Genomic DNA, 22,862 nt, shown 5'->3' with positions numbered 1-22,862 from the left:
CAGATCCGTCAACGTTTGGCCGGTACCTGTCCCAGCTTGGCGTCGAGGGTGATGGCCTCGCCGCCCTCGAGCCAGGTGAACTCCTCCGTCTTCGAGACGTGAGCGAGGTCCGACTCGACCGCCTGCAGATGGGCGATGACCGAAGCCGGAGCGGTGATGGTCGCGTGGAGGATCGGCGTGCGCATGGGCACCTTGTGAGTCGATTTCACGCCTCGCAGTTCGACGAGGGCGGCCGAGACGTCCTCGAGCAACTCCACGTCGCCGAGGCTCGGCAGCTCCTCGGCCAGCGGCCACGACGAGGTGTGCACCGAGCCCGTCTTCCACCAGCTCCACACCTCTTCGGTGACGAACGGCAGGAATGGGGCGAAGAGCCGCAGCAGCACGTCCAGGGCCAGCAGCAGGGCTGTCCGGGCGCTGGTGGCCCCGGTCGGGTCGTCGTCCCCTGAGTCGTAGGCTCGCTCCTTGACCAGCTCGAGGTAGTCGTCGCAGAAGGTCCAGAAGAACTGCTCGGAGGCCTCGAGGGCGGCGGTGTAGTTGAACTCCTCGAAGCTGGCGGTGGCCTGTTCCACCAGGGTGCGCAGCTGCGACAGCATCGCCAGGTCGGCTGGGTTCGTCACAGCGGTGACGTCTCCACCCTCACCGAAGCCCAGGACGAACTTCGAGGCGTTGAGGATCTTCATGGCCAGGCGGCGTCCGACCTTCATTTGGGCCTTGTCGAAGGGGGAGTCCATACCGGGCCGGGCCATGGCAGCACGCCAGCGCACGGCGTCGGCACCGAACTCCTCAATGATCTCGGTCGGGACGACGGTGTTGCCCTTCGACTTCGACATCTTCTTACGGTCGGGGTCGGTGACGAAGCCAGAGATGGCGGCACGCTTCCACGGCAGCACACCGTTCTCCAGATGCGCGCGCACCACACGGGAGAACACCCAGGTACGAATGATGTCGTGAGCCTCGGGCGCGAAGTCCATCGGGAAGGTCTTGGCGAACAGGTCGGCGTCGCGCTCCCAGCCAGTGACGATTTGGGGGGTCAGGGACGAGGTGGCCCAGGTGTCCATGACGTCCGGGTCCCCGATGAAGCCGCCAGCAACGCCACGCTGGGACTCCTCGTAGCCGGCCGGTGCCTGGGAGGCCGGGTCGACTGGCAGGGCCGACTCCTCGGGCAACAGCGGGTGGTCGTAGTCGGGCTCGCCGTCGGCGTCCAGCGGGTACCAGACCGGGAAGGGAACGCCGAAGAAACGCTGACGGCTGATGAGCCAGTCGCCGTTGAGGCCTTCGACCCAGTTCTCGTACCGGTGACGCATGTGCTCGGGCACCCACTCGAGTTCCTGGCCACGCTCCAGCAGTGCCTCGCGCAGATCGGCGTCACGTCCGCCGTTGCGGATGTACCACTGACGGGTACCGATGATCTCCAGCGGCTTGTCGCCCTTCTCGTAGAAGTTCGCCTTGCGCTGGGTGGGCTTGGGCTCACCGTCCATCTCGCCAGACTCCACCAGGGCCTCGACGACGAGCTTGCGGGCGGTGAAGGTGGTTTTGCCGGCAATGGCCTCGTACCTGTCGGCGGAGCCGGCGTCGATGATCCACTGCGGGGTCTCACCGAGGACACGTCCGTCGCGACCAATGATGGTACGAGTCGGCAGCTGCAGCTCGCGCCACCAGGCGACGTCAGTGAGGTCACCGAAGGTACAGCACATGGCGATACCGGCGCCCTTGTCCATCTCGGCGGCGGTGTGAGCCAGGACCGGGACCTCGACCCCGTACAGCGGAGTGGTGACGGTGGTGCCGAAGAGGTGCTGGTACCGCTCGTCGTCCGGATGAGCGATGAGGGCGCAGCAGGCGGCCAGCAACTCCGGACGGGTCGTCTCGATGAAGACGTCACCATGACCGTCGGTGCGGTGGAAGGCGAGCCTATGGTAGGCGCCGGGGTAGTCGCGGGCCTCGAGCTCGGCCTGGGCGACGGCCGTGGAGAAGGTGACGTCCCACAGGGTGGGGGCGTCGTTCATGTACGCCTCGCCGCGCGACAGGTTGCGCAGGAAGGCCAACTGGGCGATCCGCTGGGACTCCGGGGAGATCGTCGTGTAGAGCTGGTTCCAGTCTACCGACAGGCCGACCGAACGCCACAGGTCCTGGAAGGTCTTCTCGTCGACGGCAGTCAGCTCGACGCACAGCTCGACGAAGTTCCGACGGCTGATCGCGACCTGGTGCTTGGGGTCGGGCTTGGCCGGCGGAGTGAAGTCCGGGTCATAGGGGAGCGAGGGATCGCAGCGCACACCGTAGTAGTTCTGTACGCGTCGCTCGGTCGGAAGACCGTTGTCGTCCCAACCCATCGGGTAGAAGACCTTCTTACCGCGCATCCGCTGGTAGCGGGCGACGGTGTCGGTGTGGGTGTAGGAGAAGACGTGCCCCGGGTGCAGGTGTCCCGAGACGGTGGGAGGCGGGGTGTCGATCGAGAACACCTGGTCACGGGAGTCCACCGAGGTGGCGGCGAAGGCGTAAAGCTGCTGGTCCTCCCAGACCTGACCCCACTTGTCCTCGAGGCCCTCGAGGACCGGCTTGTCAGGTACGACGCCACGCGCCGGGGACGTAGCGGATGAGGGCGCAGAGGTCTGTGAGGTCATGTTCCAAACTCTAATGTTCGACTCGGACAGGTTGCCAGGCGAGCGGCGTTCGCCAACCGCCCGGATTTGGGTTGATCAACAGGCCGCTGGGAGCCAGCGGCCGGTCACAATCAGTGGGCCTTCTTGATGGCCTTGAGGAGTTCGTCGGCAGAGGGGACGGCCTGGAAATCTCCCCAGCCCTCCCACGGCTTGCCGTCAACGAGGAAGGTCGGGGTACCAGCGCTGCCGAACTTCTGTAGCTCCTGAAGACCCTGGTCATTGCCATTCTTGACGAATTGCTCGGTCTGCTTGTTGTCGTAGACCCGCTGGAAGGTCGTCAGATCCTTGCCAGTGATCCCGGCCTCAGAGGCGAATTCCTTGCGCAGCTGCTCATCGGTGTAGCCGGCGCCCTCCTCCTTGGGCTGATGGGAGTAGACGACGTCGTGGTAGGCCTCGTACTTACCGACGACATCGGCCGCAGCCGCCGCCATCGCGGCGCGGGACGAGGAGTCGTTGCGCAGGTTGCGATCCAGGAAGGTCAGGGTGTGGTACTGCAGCTTGATCTCGCCCTTGGAGGACAGATCATTGAGCGGCTTGCCGAGCAGATCCTCGGCTCCCTTGCAGGCCGGGCACTGGTAGTCCTGGAAGACCGTCACCGTCGGAACGCCGCCCTTCGCCTTGTCCTTGTTCAAGGTGTAGACGCCGTCCTTGGTGGCTGAGGGAGGAGTGATCTGGCCGGTGGTCGGCACGTCGTCGGACTTGTGGTTGAGCCCAAGGACGACAGCGACGACGACGGCCGCCACAATGACGACTCCAGCAATGACGCCGATGATCCGACGACGTTTCTTCGCTGATTCCTGGGCCTCTTGCTGGGCGCGCAGGGCATCCCGCTTCGAGGTGCTGGCGGTTGACTTCTTGTCAGCCATCGGTTGAGGTCCCCTCATGCAATCAATGATGTGTCGCACATGATGGTAGCCGGTCGGTCAACCACCGCCGTATCCCGCTCGCGTATCAGCTGTTGATCCAGCGGTCCACGCACAGGGCGGTGCGGGGGCGCACGACCAGCCAGACGCCGCACAGCGCAAGGCCGAGATCACGCAGGATGTCCAGGGCATAGGTGCGCTGGGTGTGGGCCCAGCTGCGTTCGACGGGCCCACCGTTTCCGAAGCAACCGCAGTCCAGGGAGATGTGGCGAGCCCACACCGACGAGATACCGATGATGAAGACGACCATGGCCAGGGTCCCGAGCAGGCCGGACCACCGCGTCGCAATGCCGAACACAAGCATCAGACCGACGATGATCTCCAGAATTGGCATCGCCCAGCCGACGACCGGGGCGAAGTCCCACGGAACGATCTGGTAGGCGCGTACGGACCAGGTGGTCGAGTCGATGTCGGTCGCCTTGATGATTCCGGCCACCAGGAGGGTGCCACCGAGGATGATCCGGGCCAGAAAGCCCACCCAGTCACGGACCTTGGCGGATCGCGACGACGGCTGAGAATCCATGGCTGCCATCCTAGTTGGGTTCCCCGGCCGCGATCTGTGGGTCATCCGCCCTGCGGACGGCGAATTGCCGTCGGCGTGGGCGATCAGATGTCCGCATTGGCGCCGAGATCACTTGGCCGCGTCAATGGCCTTGAGGAGCTCGTCGGGAGTGGTGTTGTTGCCGAGCTGCTTCCACCCCTCCCACAGCTTGTCGTTAACCGCGAAGGCCGGGGTGCTATCAGCATCGAGATCTTGCATCTTGCGAAGACCGTTGTCGTTGGCCTCGGTGACGAACTGCTCGGTCTGACGGGTGTCATAGATGTGCTGGAACTTGGTGAGGTTCTCCCTTGTAATTCCGGCTTCGGCGGCGAACTTCGTGCGCAACTGCTCATCGGTGTAGCCGGCGCCCTCCTTCTTGGGCTGGTGGGAGTAGACGACGTCGTGGTAGGCCTCGTACTTACCGACGACGTCAGCTGCGGCGGCTGCCATAGCAGCGCGCTGAGAGTTCTCACCCTCGATGTTCTGATCGAGGAAGGCCATGGTGTGGTACTGGAGCCTGATCTCTCCCCTGGTGGACAGCTCGTTGAACTGCTTGCCCAACGCGTCCTCAACAGCCTTGCATCCGGGGCACTGGTAGTCCTGGTAGACCGTCACGGTGGGAGCGCCCTTCTTCACCTTGTCCGGGTTGAGGGTGTACACACCGGTCTTGGTGGCCGAGGGTGGGGTGATCTGTGTTGACGAGGCGCTGCTGTCGGACTTGTGGTTGATGCCGAGGACGACGGCGAGGATGATGGCTGCCACGACGACGACCCCGACGATGACGGCGATGATCCGTCGACGCTTCTGGGCAGCTGCCTGAGCTTCCTGCTGGGCTCGCAGCGCAGCGCGTCTCGAAGTACTTGTCGGGGTCTTCTTGTTCGTCATCGGTCCGGGGTCCTCTCACACATGGCCAGCTGACACCCTCGATGGTAGCCACCGCTCCCAGCGGCTGTCGGGATCATCCCCGGGCGGGGCCAGCCAGGTGGGCGTCGGCGTCAGAGCGAGCAGTTGTACCGCGGCAACCCGATCGAGGCGTCGTGGTCGACCATCCAGCTCGTCTCGATCGTGCCGTTGGCCCAGGTGGCCGGCAGGGAGTCATCCCCGGCGAAGACCTTCTCGACGGCGTCTGCCTTCTCCGACCCGCTGACGAGGAACCACACCCGCTTCGACCGATTGATGACCGGCATCGTCACCGAGAGACGGTCCGGCGGGGGCTTCGGAGCATCCGTGACGCCGACAGCCAGTGCGGTCGTCGTGGGATTGAAGGAAGGATGGCCCGGGAAGAGCGATGCGACGTGGCCGTCCGGGCCCATTCCGAGCAGACAGATGTCGAAGACCACGTCGCTGAGTTCCTGGGCGTAGGAGTAGGCGGCCTCGTCGGGATCGGCCTTGCCATCGGCAGCCGGCATGACGTGGGTCTTCGAGGGGTCCAGCCGGATGGCAGCCGACAGCAGAGGCAGGGCCTGCAGGGAGTTGCGGTCGGGGTGGCCGGTGGGGACGAACCGATCGTCACCCCACCACACGTGCAACTGGTCCGGACGGATCTGGGTGCACTCTGGGACGTCACCCATCGCGGCATAGACGGTATTGGCGATCCGTCCGCCGGTCAGGCACAGGTCGATACGTTCCTGGTCGGCCTGCACCTTGACGATGGTCTGGACGAGGCGGTGGGCAACGCCTTCAGCCAGTCCTTGGGCGGACCGGTATCGCATGAGTCGTCGGTTCGTCATCATTCATCCCCCTCACCCGTCGACGAGACACGGCCGGCTCCGTCGTGAACCTCAGCCATGACAGCGGTGAAGACCTCATCGGAATCCAGGCGGCGAAGCTCCTCGCCGATGAGCATCTGGACCTCCCGGCGGTCCAGGGCCACACCACGAGCAGGTTCACCCGGTATCCGGTAGACGGCATACCGACCGCTGCGGCGTCGAATCTCGATGTCGCCGCCGGAGGTCGACATGACGATGGCCGAGATTCCGGGGGCATCCGTGGACACCCTCTCCACCGGAACACCGAGCCGGAGCCCCAACCAGGCTGTCAGCAGCATGGCCGGTGCGTTATCGACGGCCGATTCCACCCGGGCAGCCCTGACGGTGGCGGGATGCTGATCCAGAGCAGCGGCAGCCAGCGCCCGCCATCCCGTCGTGCGAGGCCAGCAGAGGTCAGAATCGCCTGGCGACAGATGGGCGGCACGTCGTGCCAGCGTCCTGCAGGGATCCTTGTCAGCGGCCGAATCAGTGATGCGGCGGTCAGCCAGGGCCCCGATGGGATCAGCGGCGAGATCGTCGGGACCCGAGAAGGGCCACCAGGCGATGACGGGGGAGTCCGGTAACAACAGCGGAAGGATGACCGAGGCCGGTCGCTTGGCCATGGCTCCGGAGAACCGCAGCACGATGACCTCGCCGGGAGTTCCCTCGCCAGCGTGTACCTCGGCGTCGAGCTTGTCCTTGCGGGAACGGGTCGTGACCACCATGAGAAGACGCGACGGGTGCTGACGAGCAGCGTCTCGGGCAGCATCGAAAGCGGCGTCGAAGTCGGAGGAATCACAGACACAGATGAGGGTGTGAACCAATCCGGAACCGGACCCGACGGTGCGACGGGCCTCCACGATGGTGGCGCCGATCTTCGACGCGGTGGTGTCGTTGAGTGTGACGATCATGTCTCCTCCTCAGGGTCTGCGCCAGACGAAGCCGTCCCGGGCGATCATCTCGTCAGCCTCGGACGGACCCCAGCTGCCGGACGGATAGTCGCACGGGGGAGTGTCGGACTCTGCCCAGAAGTCGAGCACCGGATCGAGGATCTTCCACGCCAATTCGACCTCCTCGTGCTGGGGGAACAGCGGTGGATCGCCCAGCAGGACGTCGAGGATGAGCCGTTCGTAAGCCTCTGGGCTTGCCTCCGTGAAGGAAGATCCGTAGGCGAAGTCCATCGTGACGTCGCGGATCTCCATCTGGGTGCTCGGCACCTTCGCGCCGAAGCGCAGGGTGACTCCTTCATCGGGCTGAATACGCAGGACGACAGCGTTGGTACCCAGGGCCGCGGTGTCGGAGAACGGCAGGTGTGGGGCTCGTTGCAGGTTGAGGGCTACCTCGGTGACCCGTCGCGGCATCCGCTTGGCGGTGCGCAGGTAGAACGGTACTCCTGCCCACCGACGGTTGTCGATGGTCAGCCGGACGGCTGCGTAGGTCTCGGTGCGGGAGTGCGGATCGACGCCGTCCTCCTCGAGGTAGCCGCGTACCCGTTCTCCTCCCTGACTACCGGCAACGTACTGCCCGCGGCAGGTCTGGGTGGCCATGTCTTCAGGGGGCTGGATGGCGGCCAGGACCTTGGTCTTCTCGGCACACAGCTGCTCGGCGTCGAAGCTCGTCGGCTCCTCCATGGCGGTCAGGGCCATGAGCTGTAGCAGGTGGTTCTGGATGACGTCGCGGGCAGCACCGATGCCGTCGTAGTACCCCGCTCGTCCCGCAATGCCGATGTCCTCAGCCATGGTGATCTGGACATGGGAGACGTAATGGTTGTTCCAGATGGGCTCGAAAATCTGGTTGGCGAACCGGAACGCCATGATGTTCTGGACGGTTTCCTTGCCCAGGTAGTGGTCGATGCGGAAGACCGACTCCGGGCTGAACGCGCTTCCGACGATCTCGTCGAGGTCTCGCGCGCTTTCCAGGTCATGGCCGAAGGGCTTCTCGATGACGACCCTGCTCCAATGGGAGGAGTCGTGGCCGGTCATGCCGTGGCGCTTGAGCTGGCTCACCACGGACTCGAAGGACTTCGGCGGGATCGACAGGTAGAAGGCATGGTTGCCGCCCGTTCCGCGTTCCTCGTCGAGTTCGCGGATCGTGCCTGCCAGTCGCTCGAAGGCTTCGTTGTCGTCGAATTCGCCGCGAACGAACCGGATTCCCTCGAGCAGTTGTTCCCACACCTCCTCGCGGAAGGGGGTACGAGCGTGCTCGGCCACCGCGTCATGAACGACCTTGGCGAAGTCCTCGTCCTCCCAGTCGCGTCGGGCGAATCCCACCAGCCCGAACCCTGGTGGTAGCAGGCCGCGGTTGGCCAGGTCGTACACGGCCGGCATGAGCTTCTTGCGTGAGAGGTCGCCGGTGACACCGAACATCACCAAGACGCACGGGCCTGCCACGCGGGGCAACCTGCGGTCGGCTGGATCGCGTAACGGATTGATGCGATCGCCGCGCAGCCTACTGGTCGCTCTGGTGGTGCTTCCTGAAGCGTCTCGACCCGCCACCTCACCCGTCCTTCCGAAACCGGTTGTCATGTTGCGGAACTGAGGTTCCACCAGCCCAACGGTAGTCGGTCGAGCTGTCCGGCTGGTTACCGTGTTCAGCGACAGGCGGACGGACATGTCCCGTTGCCGCACTCGACGATGAGGACATCCGGGGCAGGAGAGCCTAAAATTGTGAGGACGACCTTTCGCGGCACACCCTGTCTCACGGGTGTACCACGCCCAGAGGCGGCCTCAGCACATCTTCCGATTTCGAAGGACACCGTGAGCAACCAGACGACGCACGTGGCGACGGCGCCAGCCTCGCAGCGTCCCGACCCTGTCGAGACGAAGGTGGAGCAGACGCAGGAACGTACCCGGCTGTCGGCCCGTGACGTCGTGGGTGCTTACATCTCCTTGACCAAGCCACGCATCATTGAGCTGCTTCTGGTGACGACCCTGCCAGTGATGTTCCTGGCGTCCCACGGGTTGCCCATGCTCGAGCTGGCTGTCGCGACGATGCTTGGTGGTTTGCTTGCTGCGGCGAGCGCAAACGTCTTCAACTGCGTCATTGACGCCGACATTGACGAGAAGATGCGCCGGACCCGGCGTCGCCCCCTGCCGCGCCATCAGGTGCCGCGCCGGAGTGCCTTGATCTACGGAGTGGTCCTCGGTGTCGTGGCCACCCTCGTGTTGGGATTCGGCACGAACTGGTTGTCGGCCGTCCTGGCTCTGGTTGCCAACCTCTTCTACGTCTTCGTCTACTCGATGCTCCTCAAACGTCGTACCTGGCAGAACACGATCTGGGGTGGTATCGCTGGATGCTTCCCGCCCCTCATCGGCTGGACAGCCGTCACCGGACATCTCGGCTGGGAGCCCCTCGTCCTCTTCCTCATCATCTTCTTCTGGACACCGCCGCACACCTGGGCATTGTCCTTCCGCTACCGTGAGGACTACCAAGCAGCCGGTGTGCCGATGCTCCCGGTCGTCAAGGGGGCACCAGCGGTCGCCATCCAGGTTCTCGTCTACACCGTCGCCACCGTTGCGATTTCCCTGGTGTTGTGGCCGGTGGCCCAGATGGGGTGGATCTACGGCGTCGTCGCAGTACTCGCAGGGGCGATCTTCATCCTCGAGGCCATCCAGTTGCTGCGTCGTGCCAACGCTGGTCTACGTGACGCTCTGTTGAAGCCGATGCGGCTGTTCCACTGGTCGAACACCTATCTGTCCCTGCTCTTCCTGGCCATTGCGATCGATCCGCTCATCCATCTGTGACGGTCAAGGTCCTCAATTGGCCTTCCCACGAGGCCATCGACGAGTACAGGAGCCGTCGGGGCCGGTGGCGTGGCATGGGAGCGTGATGGCATCCACTCAGGATCCGAGCCTCGCTCCGGCCACCACCGAGAGGAGCATATTTCGGCACCGCCGTGCCACTGCATCCGGTAGCGTCGGATTAAGCAACGTGGCTGTGACAGCGCGTGAACATATGACCCGAGGAGTATTTATGACCACCATGTCAACCATCCGATCGGCTCTGGGCACGAAGGTCGACCAGGCAGCCAAGTTGCTTGCCGACGGCTACTTGTTCCAGGAGAGGCTGCGGGCGTCGAAGGGCCGTAAGGCCGGGGACGGATGCCCCATTGATTTCACCTTCATGGGCAAGCCGGCCACCTTGGTCCGTGGCAGCAAGGGAGTTGACCTCTTTTACAACGCCAAGCGCATGATGCGCGAGGAGGCCATGCCTCTTCCCGTGCGCGGCCCCCTCTTCGGAGCTGGAGCCATTCACGGCACTGACGATGAGGTGCATCAGGCTCGTAAGGACAACTTCATCAAGGTGGTCTACGACGATGCTCAGGTCGAGCGGTTCAAACCACTCATCGAGGACGAGATGCGCAAGATGGTTGAGACCTGGGGCCGTCGTGAGGGCAACGTCTACGACGACACCGTGGTGGCCTACGGTCGTGCCGTCCTCAAGTGGGCCGGAGTTCCCGGCAGCGACGTCGACCTCGACCCGTGGGCCAAGCGCCTCGGTCAGATCGTCGAGGGATTCGGTCACATGCCTGCCGGACACACGCTGGCCTGGGTGAACCGTGCCCGTTGTGACAAGTGGGCTGCCGGTCTCATCGAGAAGCAGCGCAGCGGCCAGATCAACGCGCCCGAGGGTTCGGCCCTGTGCGAGTGGGCTCGCTACCGCGGCACGGACGGCAAACTCCTCGACGCCAAGCTGGCCGGAATCGAGCTGCAGAACTCCACCCGTCCCGCGATCGCCGTGAGCCGGTTTGCCGCCTTCGCCGCTCGGTTCCTCGTCCTCTACCCCCAGTACCGCGAGGACATTGCTCGCGAGGTGGAGACCTCGGGAACCCTCGTGGACAACGAGCACGCCATTGCCTTCGCTCAGGAAGTACGCCGTCTCAGCCCCTTCGTGCCGATGCTGCCGGCCTTCGCCCGTGAGGACTTTGAGTGGGAAGGCCACCAGATCAAGGAAGGTCAGCGAGTCATCATCGACATACTCGGCACGAACACCGACCCGAGCGAGTGGGAGGAGCCGCTGCGCTTCAAGCCAGAGCGTTTCCTGGGTGTCGAGGACGCCGAGGCCATCAAGGCCTTCATCCCGCAGGGTGGTGGAGACGTCGCCACCGGCCACCGCTGCCCAGGGGAGAAGGTCGCTGTCACGGAGCTGGCTGCCACCGTCTCGGCCCTGTGCCAGCCGGGAATCAACATCGATCCGGGTGACCTGGATTACGATCCCACGATGATGCCGACGAGGCCGCGCAGTGGTGGCCGCGTGCAGAAGGACTGACGCCGAGCACGCTTGGTCGTTCGACGGGCACAGACTTGTAGTCGCACAGACGAACATGGCGGGCGGGCCAGGGAACACTCCTTGGCCCGCCCGCCGTCGTCATGAGTCGTCAGGACCGCTTGAGTACCGGGGAAGGGGTCGGACGCACGCTGCACCACAGGGCCCCAACCGCCGCTGCTGACAGCGCGACGCCCACCATGTGCCAGATGACCAGCCACGGGTCGAGATGGGTGAAGTACTGGGAGTATCCGATGATGGCCTGGTAGATCTCGACAGCCACCAAGGCAATGCTCCAGCGACGCATCATGGCCAGGTGGCGGGTGGTAGCGGCGGCCAGGCAGGCGATCGTCAGGGCGACGGTGATCCACACTGAGATGCCATGCAGTCGTGCCACAGCCTCAATGTCGAACCCGGTCCGTGCCGAGCCGGAGTCCCCGGCGTTGGGACCAGATCCGGTTACCACTGTTCCCAGCCACATCACGACGCACATCATCGCCACGGTGGCGCGCACCAACCCCATCGTTAGTCCGTCGACGGCCTCGCTCGAATGAGGTCCGGTCAACCAGATCATCTTGACGTCAACGAGGATGATCGCCACCGACAACAGTAGGTGCAGCGCCACGACGAACGGGTTGAGCTTGAGGAGTACCGAGATCCCGCCAATGACAGCCTGCAGAGCGATGGACACCAGGTTGATCCATGCCAAGGCCATGAGCTGGGCCGTGACGCGGACCCGGTAGCAGCGGACGAGCAGGCCGATCGCCACCGCCACCAGGACGAAGGTCAGCAGGCGGTTGCCGAACTCGACGTAGGAGTGGATCCCCATCGCCTCATGGGGGGTGAACGTCCCGGCGGTGCAATGGGGCCAGGTGTTGCATCCCAGTCCTGAACCGGTTAGGCGTACCACCGCACCGGTGACGATGATGCCCATGTTGGTGACGAGGGCAGCGATGCACCAGCCGTACAAACGGCCATCTCGGGAGGTCATGAGATCCACCTGAACACCTTTCGTGCCAGCCGGCCAAGCAGAATCGCCCAGATCAGCAGACTTGCCAGTGGCGACCAGAGAGTCTGTCCGGCGCCCCAGGCTCGTAGGGACTCCCCGAGCGCAGTGGTTGGCAGGACGGCGATGATGGGGCGAATGGCCTTCGGGTAATCGGCCAGTGGCCACAGGATGGCGCCTGCGACCAGACCGACGATGTAGACCAGATTGGCCAACCCGAGGGTGACCTCGGCCTTGAGGGAACCAGCCATCGCCAGGGCCAGGAAACCGAACGCCAGCATGGCAAGGATGACGTTCCCGAGGGCTGGCAACCAGGCCAGAGCTGACCCGTGGGGATGCCATCCCAGTGTCGAGGAGACGATGACGAGCAGGATCACCTGGACCAGGCTGATGACGGAGTAAGCCATGGCCTTGCCGGCCAGCAGGCCCGATCTTCCCAGGGGAGTGGCGGACAGACGTTCCAGCACGCCGTACCTGCGTTCGAATCCGGTCATGATGGCCTGGGACGTGAAGCAGGTCGACCAGATGGCTAGTGCGAGGACCGACGGAGCCAGCAGGTCCATCGTCAGTCCGACTCGGTCGCCGAGGAATCGTCCTGCGACGAGGATCCCGATGGGGATGACGAGGGCCAGCAGCAGCTGTTCACCATTGCGCATCACGAGGCGAATCTCGGTACGGGCATGATTGCGGATCCGCGCAGCCGCCGGTGCCGCTTGCGGTGCGGGGTGAAGGTCTAGTGTCGTCACGTCAGTTCCTCCCCGCCGCGCGGTCACTGGTGTGTGTCAGGAAGACGTCTTCCAGACTCGCCTCAACGGTGAGCTCCGGCACCGTCCCGTGGACGGCGACCTTTCCCCGATCGACGATCCAGACGTGGTCGGCCAGCCGCTGGGCCTCGTCCATGGCATGGGTGGTGAGGACGACGGAGACCCCGTCGTGTCGCATCTGCTCGATGATGTCCCAGGTGTGGTGACGCGCGTGGGGATCCATTCCCGACGTCGGCTCATCGAGGAAGACCAGCTGGGGACGTCCTATCAGGGCGGCAGCGAGGTTGACGGCCTGCTGCTGACCACCGGAGAGACGTCGGTATGTGGTGCGCACGAAGGGCGTGATCGCCAGGGCGTCGATGAGGAGATCGGGATCGATCGGGTCGGCATGCAGACCTGCCATGTACTGCAGCAGCTCACCGGCCCGAATACCGCTCCAGGCGCCCGCGCTTTGCGGCATGAGACCAGTGGCGGCGGTGGTCTCGGGGCTGCCCGGGGCGTGGCCGAGGACGTCGATACGCCCGGAGTCGGGGGAGACGAGAGAGGTGCAGCAGCGCATCATCGTCGTCTTGCCCGCACCATTGGGGCCCAGCACAGCGGTGATGGCGCCGGTGGCGGCGGACAGACTCAGCCCGTCGAGGGCCGTGACACGACCAAAGGTGACCCTCACGTCGTCGAGAATCAGAGCTTCTCTCGGAGCGTGAGGGTCACCACTCGGGGTCAAAGGGGTTCCTGGCACGACGGCCAGTGTAGAACCCTTCCACCAGTCACAGCCCGCTGCCAGCCTCCTTGGCGACGTCGTCGTACTCGTCGTTGCCGCCGGCTGAGTCAATCCGCATGCCGTAGAAGGAGCGGTAGACGAAGAAGCAGGCGATGAGGAAGAACACCGCAGCGAGGATGTTGGTGAGCGGTCCGGCACCGATCGACACTGCCAGCTCGACGGCCAGCAGACCGAAAAGGGTTGTGAACTTGATGACCGGGTTCAGGGCCACCGAGGAGGTGTCCTTGAACGGGTCACCGACGGTGTCACCAACCACGGAGGCATCATGCAACTCGGTGCCCTTGGCGTCCAGGTCAACCTCGACGATCTTCTTCGCGTTGTCCCAAGCGCCGCCTGCGTTGGCCATGAAGATGGCTTGGTACAGGCCGAAGATAGCGATCGAGATCAGATACCCGATGAAGAAGTACGGATCGACGAAGGCGAATCCCAAGGCTGCGAAGAACACGCCCAGGAAGATGTTGAGCATGCCCTTCTGGGCGTACTCGGTGCAGATCTGGACGACCTTCTTGGAATCCTCGGTGGAGGCCTTCGTGGCGTTCTCGTCAAGCTGCATGTTGTTCTTGATGAACTCGACGGCTCGGTAGGCACCGGTCGTCACGGCCTGCATCGAGGCTCCGGAGAACCAGTAGATGATGGCACCGCCGGCGATCATGCCGAGCAGGAACGGAGCGTGGGTCAGACCGAGCTTGTTGACCTCGGCAGCATTCGACAGGCCCTCGGTGAGCATCATGATGATCGAGAAGATCATCGTGGTGGCACCGACGACGGCAGTCCCGATGAGTACCGGTTTGGCCGTTGCCTTGAAGGTGTTGCCAGCGCCATCCTGGGCTTCCAGGATGTGCTTGGCGACGTCCCACCGGGGTGCGAATCCGTACTGCTTCTCGATGTTCTCGGAGACGTTCGGGATCTCCTCGATGGTCGACAGCTCGTAGACGCTCTGGGCGTTGTCGGTGACAGGGCCGTAGGAGTCGACGGCGATCGTCACCGCTCCCATGCCGAGGAAGCCGAAGGCCACCAGGCCGAAGGCGAAGACAGCCCACTTGACCTCGCTCATGGCTCCCATGTCGCCCAAGCCGGAACCGGTGCCGGAGACGAGGAAGGAGATGCCCATGAGGGCGACGATGATGATGCCCAACCAGAATCCGGAGAAATTACCGGCAACCAGACCGGACAGGATGTCCAAGGAGGCGCCGCCTTCGCGGGCGCTCGTGACGACCTCACGGACGTGCCGGGAGTTCGTCGAGGTGAAGGCCTTGACGAGCTCTGGGATGAGGGCGCCGGCCAGGGTGCCGCAGGAGATGATGATGGACAGCTTCCACCACATCGTCCCGTCGCCCATCGAGCCGAGCATCCACCAGGTGGTGAGGACGGTCAGCAGGATCGACATCACCGAGGTGATCCAGACCAAGGAGCTCAACGGCTTCTCGAAGTCCATCTCGGGGACTTTGCCGTAGCGGGCCTTGGCGACCGCGTTGTTGATGAGGTACGACACGAAGGAGGCGATCAGCATGACGACGCGTACCACGAAGATCCACACCAGCAGCTGGACCTGCTCGGTCTGGTCCGGGACGGCTCCCAGCACGAAGGTGATGAGGGCGACGCCGGTGACGCCGTAGGTCTCGAATCCATCAGCGGAGGGGCCAACCGAGTCACCCGCGTTGTCACCGGTGCAGTCAGCGATGACGCCGGGGTTACGGGCGTCGTCCTCCTTAATGTGGAAGGCGATCTTCATGAGATCGGCGCCGACGTCAGCAATCTTGGTGAAGATACCGCCGGCGATACGCAGGCAGGCGGCTCCGAGGGACTCACCAACGGCGAATCCGATGAAGCACGGGCCGGCGAGGTCACCGGGCAGCACCAGCATGATGAAGAGCATGAGGGTCAGCTCGACGCTGATGAGGACCATGCCGATGCTCATGCCGGAACGCATCGGGATGTCGAAGGTTTCCCATGGGGAGCCACGCAGTGAGGCGTGGGCAGTACGGGAATTGGCAAAGGTGTTGACGCGAATGCCGTACCAGGCGACTCCGAACGATCCTGCCATGCCGATGAGGCTGAACAGCAGGATGATGAGCACCTTGGCGCCCATATGTTCCAGGAACAGGAAGTACACGACGATGACTGCCGCGATGAAGGCCCACAGCAGCATGAGGAACTTGGCCTGCTGCTTGAGGTAGGTCTTGCAGGTTTCGTAGATGAGCTCGGAAACCTCGTGCATCGCCTCGTGGACGGGCAGCTTCTGCAGCTTGGAGTACGTCACCAGACCGAACACCAGACCGAACAGGCAGATGACCAGACCGATCCACAGCAGTGCGGTTCCGGAGACGTTTCCGACTTGCTCATTGAGAGGAGGCAGTTTCAGATTGGCCTCACCACCACCTCCCTTCGGTTCCCCGTCGCTTGAGCCACATCCGGTCAGAGCGAGGGTGGTGAGAAGTGCGGGCAGTGTGCAGCCTAGTAGGCGCTTCATGGGGGAAACCCCCTTGTCAATCGTGTTCACGATCCTGTCTCTTCCCTGAGAACTCTCGTGCACCTGCTTCGGTGCAGGCCTTATCCCCAACGGTATGACTTGCTGGTCGCATTGTCAGCAGTCGGGATCACGATGTGCAGAATGTCACCGTGTCGGGCCGGTATCGCTCATGGGTTCAGTGCGTCTCGGTATGCCGGGTGCGTTGGCTCTCTGCACCCGGGGTGTCGGGCGTCAGCGTTCTCAGAGTGATTCCGGCGATCGAGCGATATTGCCCCGCCGTCCCACCGGAGGAGTGCGTGGACCACGTTGACGCACCACAGACGCCAATGGATGATGTTCGATCCCGGACGTTGGCGGAACCGGACGCTCTCGTGTGCCAGCTTCGACCGGCTCCGCATCGCGATCGTGACCTGGATCGAACGCAACTACCATCGGCGACGCTGACGAGCCCGTCTCGGACGCGTGGCACCGGTCGAGGGGCCTTGACCCTTGGTTGTGGACACGTGGAATCCAGCATGGGCTGGAGGAAGCGAGATGATCATCACCATGGCCAGGAAGAACTACTCGATGGAGTTTCGTCAGCAGGCCGTTGACTTGTACGAGACCACGCCCGGTGCGACGTTGAAGCAGATCGCTGGGGAGTTGGGGGTCTCCCGTGGGACCCTGTCGTTGTGGGTCAAGGACTTGGGCAACGGTGTCCGCACCAGCGACGGACCGACCCCAGCCACGCCCCCTTCCGGTGAGTCACCAGTAGCGAGGATCGCCCGGCTGGAGGCCGAGAATGCCCGGTTGCGGGCGGACAAGGCCAGGGTGGAGACCGAACGGGACATCCTGCGCAAGGCGGCCAAGTATTTCGCCGGGGAGACGAGCTGGTGAACCGCTTCCAGTTCGTCGCCGACCACCAGACCACCTACCAGGTGAAGCGGTTGTGCCAGGTGTTGGAGCTGTCCCGCTCCTCGTTCTATGCCTGGCAGAAAGCCGGCCCGGCCCGTCAGCAGCGCGCTGAGGACGACGCTGTCCTGGCTGCACGGATCCGACGGGTCCAGGACCCGAAAGCTGGTGGGGACCCGGCCTACGGGGCACCGCGGGTGACCGTCGAACTGAACGACGGCGCCGCCCGCGAGGATCGTGTCAACCACAAGCGCGTCGCCAGGGTGATGCGTGCCCACCAGCTGGCGGGGACCCGGCTGCGTCGCAGGGTTCGCACCACGGTCCCGGAACCGGCTGATGAGAAGTTCGGTGACCTGCTGCAGCGGGACTTCACCTCCGAGAAGCCGAACCAGCGTTACGTCGGTGACATCACCTACCTTCCGCTGGCCGGTGGCGGGAACCTCTATCTGGCCACCGTGATCGACTGCTACTCCCGCAAACTGGCCGGCTGGGCGGTCGCGGACCACATGCGCACCGAACTGGTCGAAGACGCGCTGAAAGCCGCCTGCGCGCAGCGCGGCAGTCTCCGGGGTGCGATCTTCCACAGTGACCATGGGTCGGTCTACACCTCGAAGGCCTACGCCAAACTCTGCAAGGGTCTCGGGGTGACCCAGTCGATGGGGGCCGTGGGGACCAGCGCCGACAACAGTCTGGCCGAGTCGTTCAACGCCACCCTCAAACGCGAACTCCTTGCCGGGCAGGCCACGTTCGCTGGGCCTGAATTGTGTCGCCGTCAGGTCTTTCGCTGGGTCACCCGCTACAACACTCGCCGTCGCCATTCCTGGTGCGGCTACCTGTCCCCGAACACCTATGAGGCCCGCCGGGCCGCTACGCTGCCAACCGCAGCGTAATCAACCACCACCGTGTCCACGATCCGGGGCGAAGGCCCGAGTTTGAGATGCTTCGATCACAACAGGCAGCTACCGCCGCCTGAGCTACCGTGTCAACCACACTCGCGGCAGACCCGCGTGTATTGCAGCCGCACCTGCTACATCCGCCACCGCTTCGGCGCCAAAGGCGCACGCCTATGACGTCCACTCAGCCCCGTGTCGAGGCGGCAATGGCACTCGCCCTCGCCCGACTCGACCACCTTCAGCGATCCGGTGTCTTCACCGGGGCACAGATGGCTCGTATCGCCGGTCGGTTCGCCGCTGATAGGGGTGCGGAAATCGGGACGTTGAAAGCACAAACCTTGGTTGACTTAACCGTCGATCAGAGCGGGGTATAGACGTGCGAACGATATAAAATCTCTAGTCAAAGAAAAAAGCGTGGTGATGGCGACAACGGAACGCATCACCGAGCCACTCAAGAGTGCTCGAGCCAGGAAGATCGCGCCGTATGCCCGAATCTTGATGGAAAACGACCGGACCCCGAAGTCGTTGTCGGCACAGATTTCCTGCTATTCCGAACTGATCCAAGTCCCCCGGCTGGGGCTATGCAGGCGCCTACGCCGACTCCGGTATTCCGAGCGGAAAGCTTCACATACCGTCGTCCCCGTCGTATATGTGGGGGATAATGTCCAGAATGAATACGTCACTCAACTGAGCGGTGTTCGTGCGTGGAAGGGGTCGGTGAAGTGGTGAGAAGAGTAGCCTTGATGTCAGCCTTGGCGGTTGGGGTCGTCGGCTTATCAGGGTGTGGCGGTCAGCAGGGCGAGACCTCGCCTTCTCCGGAGGTCAAGGTGACCTCGTCGGCAGCGGCTCGCTCTGCATGTCGAGACTCTTCTATGACCTCTCGGGCAGAGAAGCTCACCACCTCGAATGTTGATTCCCTCAAGGGGCACAAGGCGTGGGGCTGTGCAATTGGTGGAGATGATGACGGCGAGGTTATGCAGTTTGAGACCATCACTCAGGCTGACGTCGACGCAATGAAGAAAGACCCCATTATGGCTGACGTCCCCGTCCCGACGGGATCCAGCTGTGACGTCCCTCACGGTGCCGTGTATCTATTGTTCCTTGAGGATGGCCGTATTTTCCAGCATCGGTTGGTCGAGTGTTCGTATAACGACGAGAAGTGATCTGGCCGTTCGCTGTGGTTGTGGCCCGGCTCCGCGTCAACGGAGCTGGGCCCCGTATCGTGTGAGACTCACTCTCGCGCCGTTACTTCAGGGTTTTCAGGATGCTCATGCGCCTCGGGCGGGCCCCGTCGTAGCGCGTATGACCAGTTCCGGGCGCACCAGTCTCTCTCTGAGGAAAACCGCGTCACCGCGCACTAGACCGATGAGAGATTGCACCGCCATCGTCGAGATGAGCCCGACGTCCTGATGCAGACTCGTGAGCGGGGGATCGGTGTACCGCATCAGGGCTGAGTCATCGCTACCGATGACGGAGACGTCACGGGGGACCGACAGGCCCTGTGCGCGGACGGCCCGGATTGCTCCCAAAGCCATGAGGTCGGAGCCACAGATGATGGCGCTGACCCCCTGACCGAGGAGGTCGACAGCCGCATGAGCTCCGCCGTCGACGGAGAACACGGTGTTGCTGACGGTGACCTTGCCATGCCCGCCGAGCCGACGATCCATGGCCGCGCGTACACCTTGTTCCTTGCGCTGTGCCGGGACGTATCTGCGAGGACCCACCGCGAGGCCGATGTGCTCGTGCCCAAGGCTGACGAGATGGGCGATGGCCTGATCCATGGCGGACACGTCGTCGTCACTGATCTGCGGCGTCGCAATGGTGGGCGAATACCCGTTGACAAGCACCAACGGTAACCCGACGTCAACGAGGTGGTGGTAAGTGGACATGTCCGCAGTGGTGTCGGCATGCGACCCTGACATGACGATGATTCCCGAGACCTGACGTGATCGCAGCACCCGGATGTAGTCGTCCTCGCGCATGCCGCCGGGGGCCTGGGTACATACGGCGGTGGCGTACCCCTTCCGCGAAAGCAGGGTCTCAATAGCTTGGGCGTAGCTTGCGAAGGCGGGATTGGTGAGCTCGGGAACGATGAGTCCGACGAGCCCCGTCGTGACGGGCTTGAGGTGGGTGGGGCGCTGATACCCCAGGACGTCGAGGGCGGTGAGCACACACTGCCGGGTGGAGTCTGAGACCCCGGGCTTGTCATTGAGGACCCGGGAGACGGTGGCCTGGCTGACACCTGCCTGGTCGGCGATCTCGGCAAGGGTTGGTCCGCTCATCTCTTCTCCTCCCGGCAGTGTGTCACGTCACTTCACCGCCCCACCGGTCAGCCCGGAGACGATGTACTTCTGCAGCCAGAGGAACAGCACCATTGGGGGAAGGGCGGCGAGCACGGCGCCGGCCGCGAAGACTCCCCAGTTGGAGCTGGTCTCAGTGGAGACATACTGGTACAAACCGATGGCCAGGGTCGAGGTATGTGGGTCGGCACCAAGAATGACCGAGGCCACCACGTATTCGGTGAAGGAGCCGATGAAGCTCAGCAGACCGACGACCGCCAGAATCGGGGCCACCAGCGGCAGGATGAGGGTGAAGAAGATGCGGGCATGGCCTGCACCGTCCATCCGGGCAGCCTCGTCGAGGGACTGCGGCACGGTGTTGAAGAAGCCGTACATGAGGTAGGTGTTCGCTCCCAGGGCTCCGCCCAGGTACACCATGATGAGCGCCAGCCGGGACCCGATGCCCAGCACCGGGTAGACGTCACCGAGCCATGTCAGTAGCAGGAAGATGGCCACCACCGTCAGAAGCTGGGGGAACATCTGCACCAGCATGAGAGCCAACAGACCACCGCGACGCGCCTTGAAGCGCATCCGGGAGAAGCTGTAGGCAGCCAGAGCTCCCAGGAAGACGGTGAAGATCGCGGTGACCGCGGCGATGATGACGGTGTTGAGGTACCACCGACCGTACGGACGCACAGGGTCGCTCATGAGTTTGGAATAGTTCGAGAAGTCGATCTTCGAGAACAGCTGGTTGGAGCCGGTCAGGGTGCCGCCTGGCGACAGGGACGCCGAGAGCACGTAGACCAGTGGGAAGGCCGCGAAGACAACAGCGATGATGCCGAGCAGATGACGCCACCACTGCGACTTGAGTCGCTTGGAGAACGGCGTGCGGCAGTTGGCGTCCTTGATGGCAGAGGACACTGTTGCGGTGCTCATCAGTTGACCTCCTCAAGGTCCTTGGTCTGGCGGAATCCGAGCCAGGAGATCACGCCGACGATGATGAAGATGATGACGGAGAAGGCGCTGGCCAGGCCGTAGTCACGACCGGCACCGGAGAAGGCGACCTTGTACACCATCGAGATGAGGATGTCGGTGGCGCCGACATCGAGGCTGGTGTCGGTGAATCGGGGGCCACCGAGGGTCAGCATGTAGATGAGGACGAAGTTGTTGAAGTTGAAGGCGAAGGAACTGATGAGCAGCGGTGCCAGCGGCACCATGAGCAGTGGCAGCTTGATCTTCGTGAAGGTGCGCCAGGCGCTCGCACCGTCGATCCGAGAGGCTTCCAGGATGTCTCCCGGGATGGACTGCAGAGAGCCCGTCGAGACGATGAACATGTAGGGGAAACCCAGCCACAGGTTGACGATGAGGACCGCTGCCTTGGCGATCCAGGGATCTGTCAACCAGGGAATGGATGCTCCACCCAGCAACACCTGGTTGATGAAGCCGAACTCCTGGTTGAACATCCCCGACCACACCAGGGCTGACAGGAACCCTGGGAAGGCATAGGGCAGGAGCATGAGGATGCGGTAGAACTTCTGTCCCTTCATGGAGGTGTCGTTGAACAACAGGGCCAGGGCCAGACCGAGGGCGAAGGTCGTCAACACCGATAGCACGGCAAAGGCGAAGGTCCACGCGGTCACCCTCAGGAACGGTCCGCGGACATCATGGTCGGTGAGAGCCTTCTTGAAGTTCTCGAACCCGACGGTGACCTTCCAACCGGGCTCCAACGCCTTGCCGGAGGCTGAGACGAAGTTGCCGTGACCGTTGTCCTTGTAGACGGTGCCGTTCGTGTCAGTCATCGTCGCGGTCTTCTCGTCGTAGGTCATCGTCGAGGTGAATTCGAAGGCCTGTGAGCCAGTCGTGGTGCGGATGAATCGGGCTGATGCGCCCTTGGAGACGGGAACCTGCAACTGAGAGATCTCATCGCTGCGTTGGGACACCTCAGAGAACGGGAGAACGCGGTAGCCCGGAAGATCTTTGATCCTTCCCAGAGAGTTGAGCTGTGCCCCATCGACGGGTTCCAGGGGCTGATCGGACGTGCCAGCTCGTACCTTCTTGGTACTGGGATCGATGATGATCAGGGCCAGCTTGCCATCCTTCTCGGCGACGCTCGAGTCATAGACCGGAGCGTTGGGGACACGTTGCTGGTTGTCTCGTTGGATGGCTGCGACGGCGTCGTCATGACTGCCGTTGTGCCCATCGCCGTAATTTGTGAAGCCCACGTAGATCGTGTAGGCCATCACGCCCACCGAGAAGACGAGCATGAGGACGATGCCGGGAGCCAGGTACTTGGCCGGCAGCATCCGGTTGGGTGGCAGGTAGATGAGGGTGATGATGACGCCGATGACGCCGATGCCGATGGCCATTGCAGAGGATCCATGGGCGATGGCAGTCATGACGCCGTAGACGGCGATCGCGTCGAGGACGCCGAGAAGTGCGATCTTGAGGATCCAGGCCCACAGTGACCCGGAGTACTTGCCGCTGGCTGCGGCGACACGCTTTTCCCGTGACTCGTGGTCGACGGTTGATGATGACGACATGATGTGGGGTTCTCCGGTTCAGCGGGGCATGTGAGGAAACGCCGGCACTAGCGTTGCGGGAGGTGGGGGCGCGCGACATCGTGCGCCCCCACCTGGAGGCTGAG

18 protein-coding genes are annotated in these 22,862 nt (G+C 63.5%); 4 read left to right on the top strand and 14 right to left on the bottom strand.

Translation table 11 applies throughout. The annotated features are described in order from the left end of the window. Positions 1 to 8 precede the first annotated feature (8 nt). From valS to zwf, 7 genes are all read right to left on the bottom strand, one after another. Complete coding sequence (gene valS / locus ACP8LP_RS07850) at positions 9 to 2,618, bottom strand: valine--tRNA ligase (protein WP_334338643.1); 2,610 nt, start codon at positions 2,616 to 2,618, stop codon at positions 9 to 11. Between the two features lie 110 nt (positions 2,619 to 2,728). Next, positions 2,729 to 3,523, bottom strand: coding sequence for a DsbA family protein (locus ACP8LP_RS07845; protein ID WP_016665803.1), 795 nt, complete (start codon positions 3,521 to 3,523; stop codon positions 2,729 to 2,731). Between the two features lie 85 nt (positions 3,524 to 3,608). Further along, positions 3,609 to 4,112 carry a DoxX family protein gene (locus ACP8LP_RS07840; protein WP_334353494.1) on the bottom strand — a complete coding sequence of 168 codons (504 nt, stop codon included), beginning with the start codon at positions 4,110 to 4,112 and terminating at the stop codon, positions 3,609 to 3,611. A 99-nt stretch (positions 4,113 to 4,211) separates the two neighbouring features. After that, positions 4,212 to 5,006, bottom strand: a complete 795-nt coding sequence (locus ACP8LP_RS07835) for a DsbA family protein (protein WP_117188716.1) — start codon at positions 5,004 to 5,006, stop codon at positions 4,212 to 4,214. Between the two features lie 110 nt (positions 5,007 to 5,116). Then, the gene (pgl, locus tag ACP8LP_RS07830; protein ID WP_065673445.1) at positions 5,117 to 5,851 is read right to left on the bottom strand and encodes a 6-phosphogluconolactonase; all 735 of its coding nucleotides are present in this window, start codon (positions 5,849 to 5,851) and stop codon (positions 5,117 to 5,119) included. Further along, a complete protein-coding gene (locus ACP8LP_RS07825) occupies positions 5,851 to 6,780 on the bottom strand; it encodes a glucose-6-phosphate dehydrogenase assembly protein OpcA (protein WP_484483074.1) in 930 nt (309 codons plus the stop codon). Before ACP8LP_RS07825 ends, pgl begins: the two co-directional genes overlap by 1 nt. A 9-nt stretch (positions 6,781 to 6,789) precedes the next feature. After that, positions 6,790 to 8,364 (bottom strand): glucose-6-phosphate dehydrogenase, encoded by a 1,575-nt coding sequence (gene zwf / locus ACP8LP_RS07820; RefSeq protein WP_083940438.1) that lies wholly within the window; start codon positions 8,362 to 8,364, stop codon positions 6,790 to 6,792. Positions 8,365 to 8,625: 261 nt separating this feature from the next. Here zwf and ACP8LP_RS07815 point away from each other — a divergent pair, with 261 nt between their 5' ends. Together ACP8LP_RS07815 and ACP8LP_RS07810 are read left to right on the top strand one after the other, a co-directional pair. Then, positions 8,626 to 9,612 carry a heme o synthase gene (locus ACP8LP_RS07815; protein ID WP_334353495.1) on the top strand — a complete coding sequence of 329 codons (987 nt, stop codon included), beginning with the start codon at positions 8,626 to 8,628 and terminating at the stop codon, positions 9,610 to 9,612. A 238-nt stretch (positions 9,613 to 9,850) separates the two neighbouring features. Continuing rightward, positions 9,851 to 11,137, top strand: coding sequence for a cytochrome P450 (locus tag ACP8LP_RS07810; protein WP_484484201.1), 1,287 nt, complete (start codon positions 9,851 to 9,853; stop codon positions 11,135 to 11,137). A gap of 109 nt (positions 11,138 to 11,246) precedes the next feature. Here ACP8LP_RS07810 and ACP8LP_RS07805 read toward each other — a convergent pair whose 3' ends face one another. Genes ACP8LP_RS07805 through ACP8LP_RS07790 form a run of 4 tightly spaced genes read right to left on the bottom strand, consistent with a single transcriptional unit; the run spans position 11,247 to position 16,155 of the window. Further along, positions 11,247 to 12,125, bottom strand: a complete 879-nt coding sequence (locus ACP8LP_RS07805) for a COX15/CtaA family protein (RefSeq protein ID WP_484483073.1) — start codon at positions 12,123 to 12,125, stop codon at positions 11,247 to 11,249. Continuing rightward, positions 12,122 to 12,913 (bottom strand): ABC transporter permease, encoded by a 792-nt coding sequence (locus tag ACP8LP_RS07800; protein ID WP_334353498.1) that lies wholly within the window; start codon positions 12,911 to 12,913, stop codon positions 12,122 to 12,124. The genes ACP8LP_RS07805 and ACP8LP_RS07800 overlap by 4 nt, the downstream gene beginning before the upstream one ends. Further along, positions 12,888 to 13,643: an ABC transporter ATP-binding protein gene (locus ACP8LP_RS07795; RefSeq protein ID WP_252908567.1), complete on the bottom strand. Its 756-nt coding sequence runs from the start codon at positions 13,641 to 13,643 to the stop codon at positions 12,888 to 12,890. Before ACP8LP_RS07795 ends, ACP8LP_RS07800 begins: the two co-directional genes overlap by 26 nt. A 28-nt stretch (positions 13,644 to 13,671) precedes the next feature. Continuing rightward, on the bottom strand, positions 13,672 to 16,155 hold the full coding sequence (locus ACP8LP_RS07790) for a sodium-translocating pyrophosphatase (protein ID WP_334353499.1): 2,484 nt from the start codon (positions 16,153 to 16,155) through the stop codon (positions 13,672 to 13,674). Between the two features lie 546 nt (positions 16,156 to 16,701). Here ACP8LP_RS07790 and ACP8LP_RS07785 point away from each other — a divergent pair. Together ACP8LP_RS07785 and ACP8LP_RS07780 are read left to right on the top strand one after the other, a co-directional pair. Continuing rightward, positions 16,702 to 17,936 (top strand): IS3 family transposase gene (locus tag ACP8LP_RS07785; RefSeq protein ID WP_147612108.1). Its coding sequence is split into 2 segments (ribosomal slippage): positions 16,702 to 17,011 and positions 17,011 to 17,936, totalling 1,236 coding nucleotides; the frame shifts between segments, so codons are not numbered across the junction. 746 nt (positions 17,937 to 18,682) lie between these two features. Next, on the top strand, positions 18,683 to 19,102 hold the full coding sequence (locus tag ACP8LP_RS07780; RefSeq protein WP_334353541.1) for a hypothetical protein: 420 nt from the start codon (positions 18,683 to 18,685) through the stop codon (positions 19,100 to 19,102). A 105-nt stretch (positions 19,103 to 19,207) separates the two neighbouring features. Here ACP8LP_RS07780 and ACP8LP_RS07775 read toward each other — a convergent pair whose 3' ends face one another. The 3 genes from ACP8LP_RS07775 to malF are packed head-to-tail and all read right to left on the bottom strand — an operon-like array spanning position 19,208 to position 22,758. Beyond that, on the bottom strand, positions 19,208 to 20,221 hold the full coding sequence (locus ACP8LP_RS07775) for a LacI family DNA-binding transcriptional regulator (RefSeq protein WP_221267985.1): 1,014 nt from the start codon (positions 20,219 to 20,221) through the stop codon (positions 19,208 to 19,210). A gap of 27 nt (positions 20,222 to 20,248) precedes the next feature. Next, on the bottom strand, positions 20,249 to 21,154 hold the full coding sequence (locus ACP8LP_RS07770; protein ID WP_016665788.1) for a sugar ABC transporter permease: 906 nt from the start codon (positions 21,152 to 21,154) through the stop codon (positions 20,249 to 20,251). After that, entirely contained in the window at positions 21,154 to 22,758 is a 1,605-nt protein-coding gene (gene malF / locus ACP8LP_RS07765; RefSeq protein WP_484483072.1) for a maltose ABC transporter permease MalF, read from the bottom strand. Before malF ends, ACP8LP_RS07770 begins: the two co-directional genes overlap by 1 nt. Positions 22,759 to 22,862: the final 104 nt, after the last annotated feature.

Source organism: Cutibacterium sp. LaCa_89 (assembly GCF_058177555.1).
Note: the sequence above shows the minus strand (reverse complement) of the source record. Positions and strands in the feature narration are given on the sequence as shown.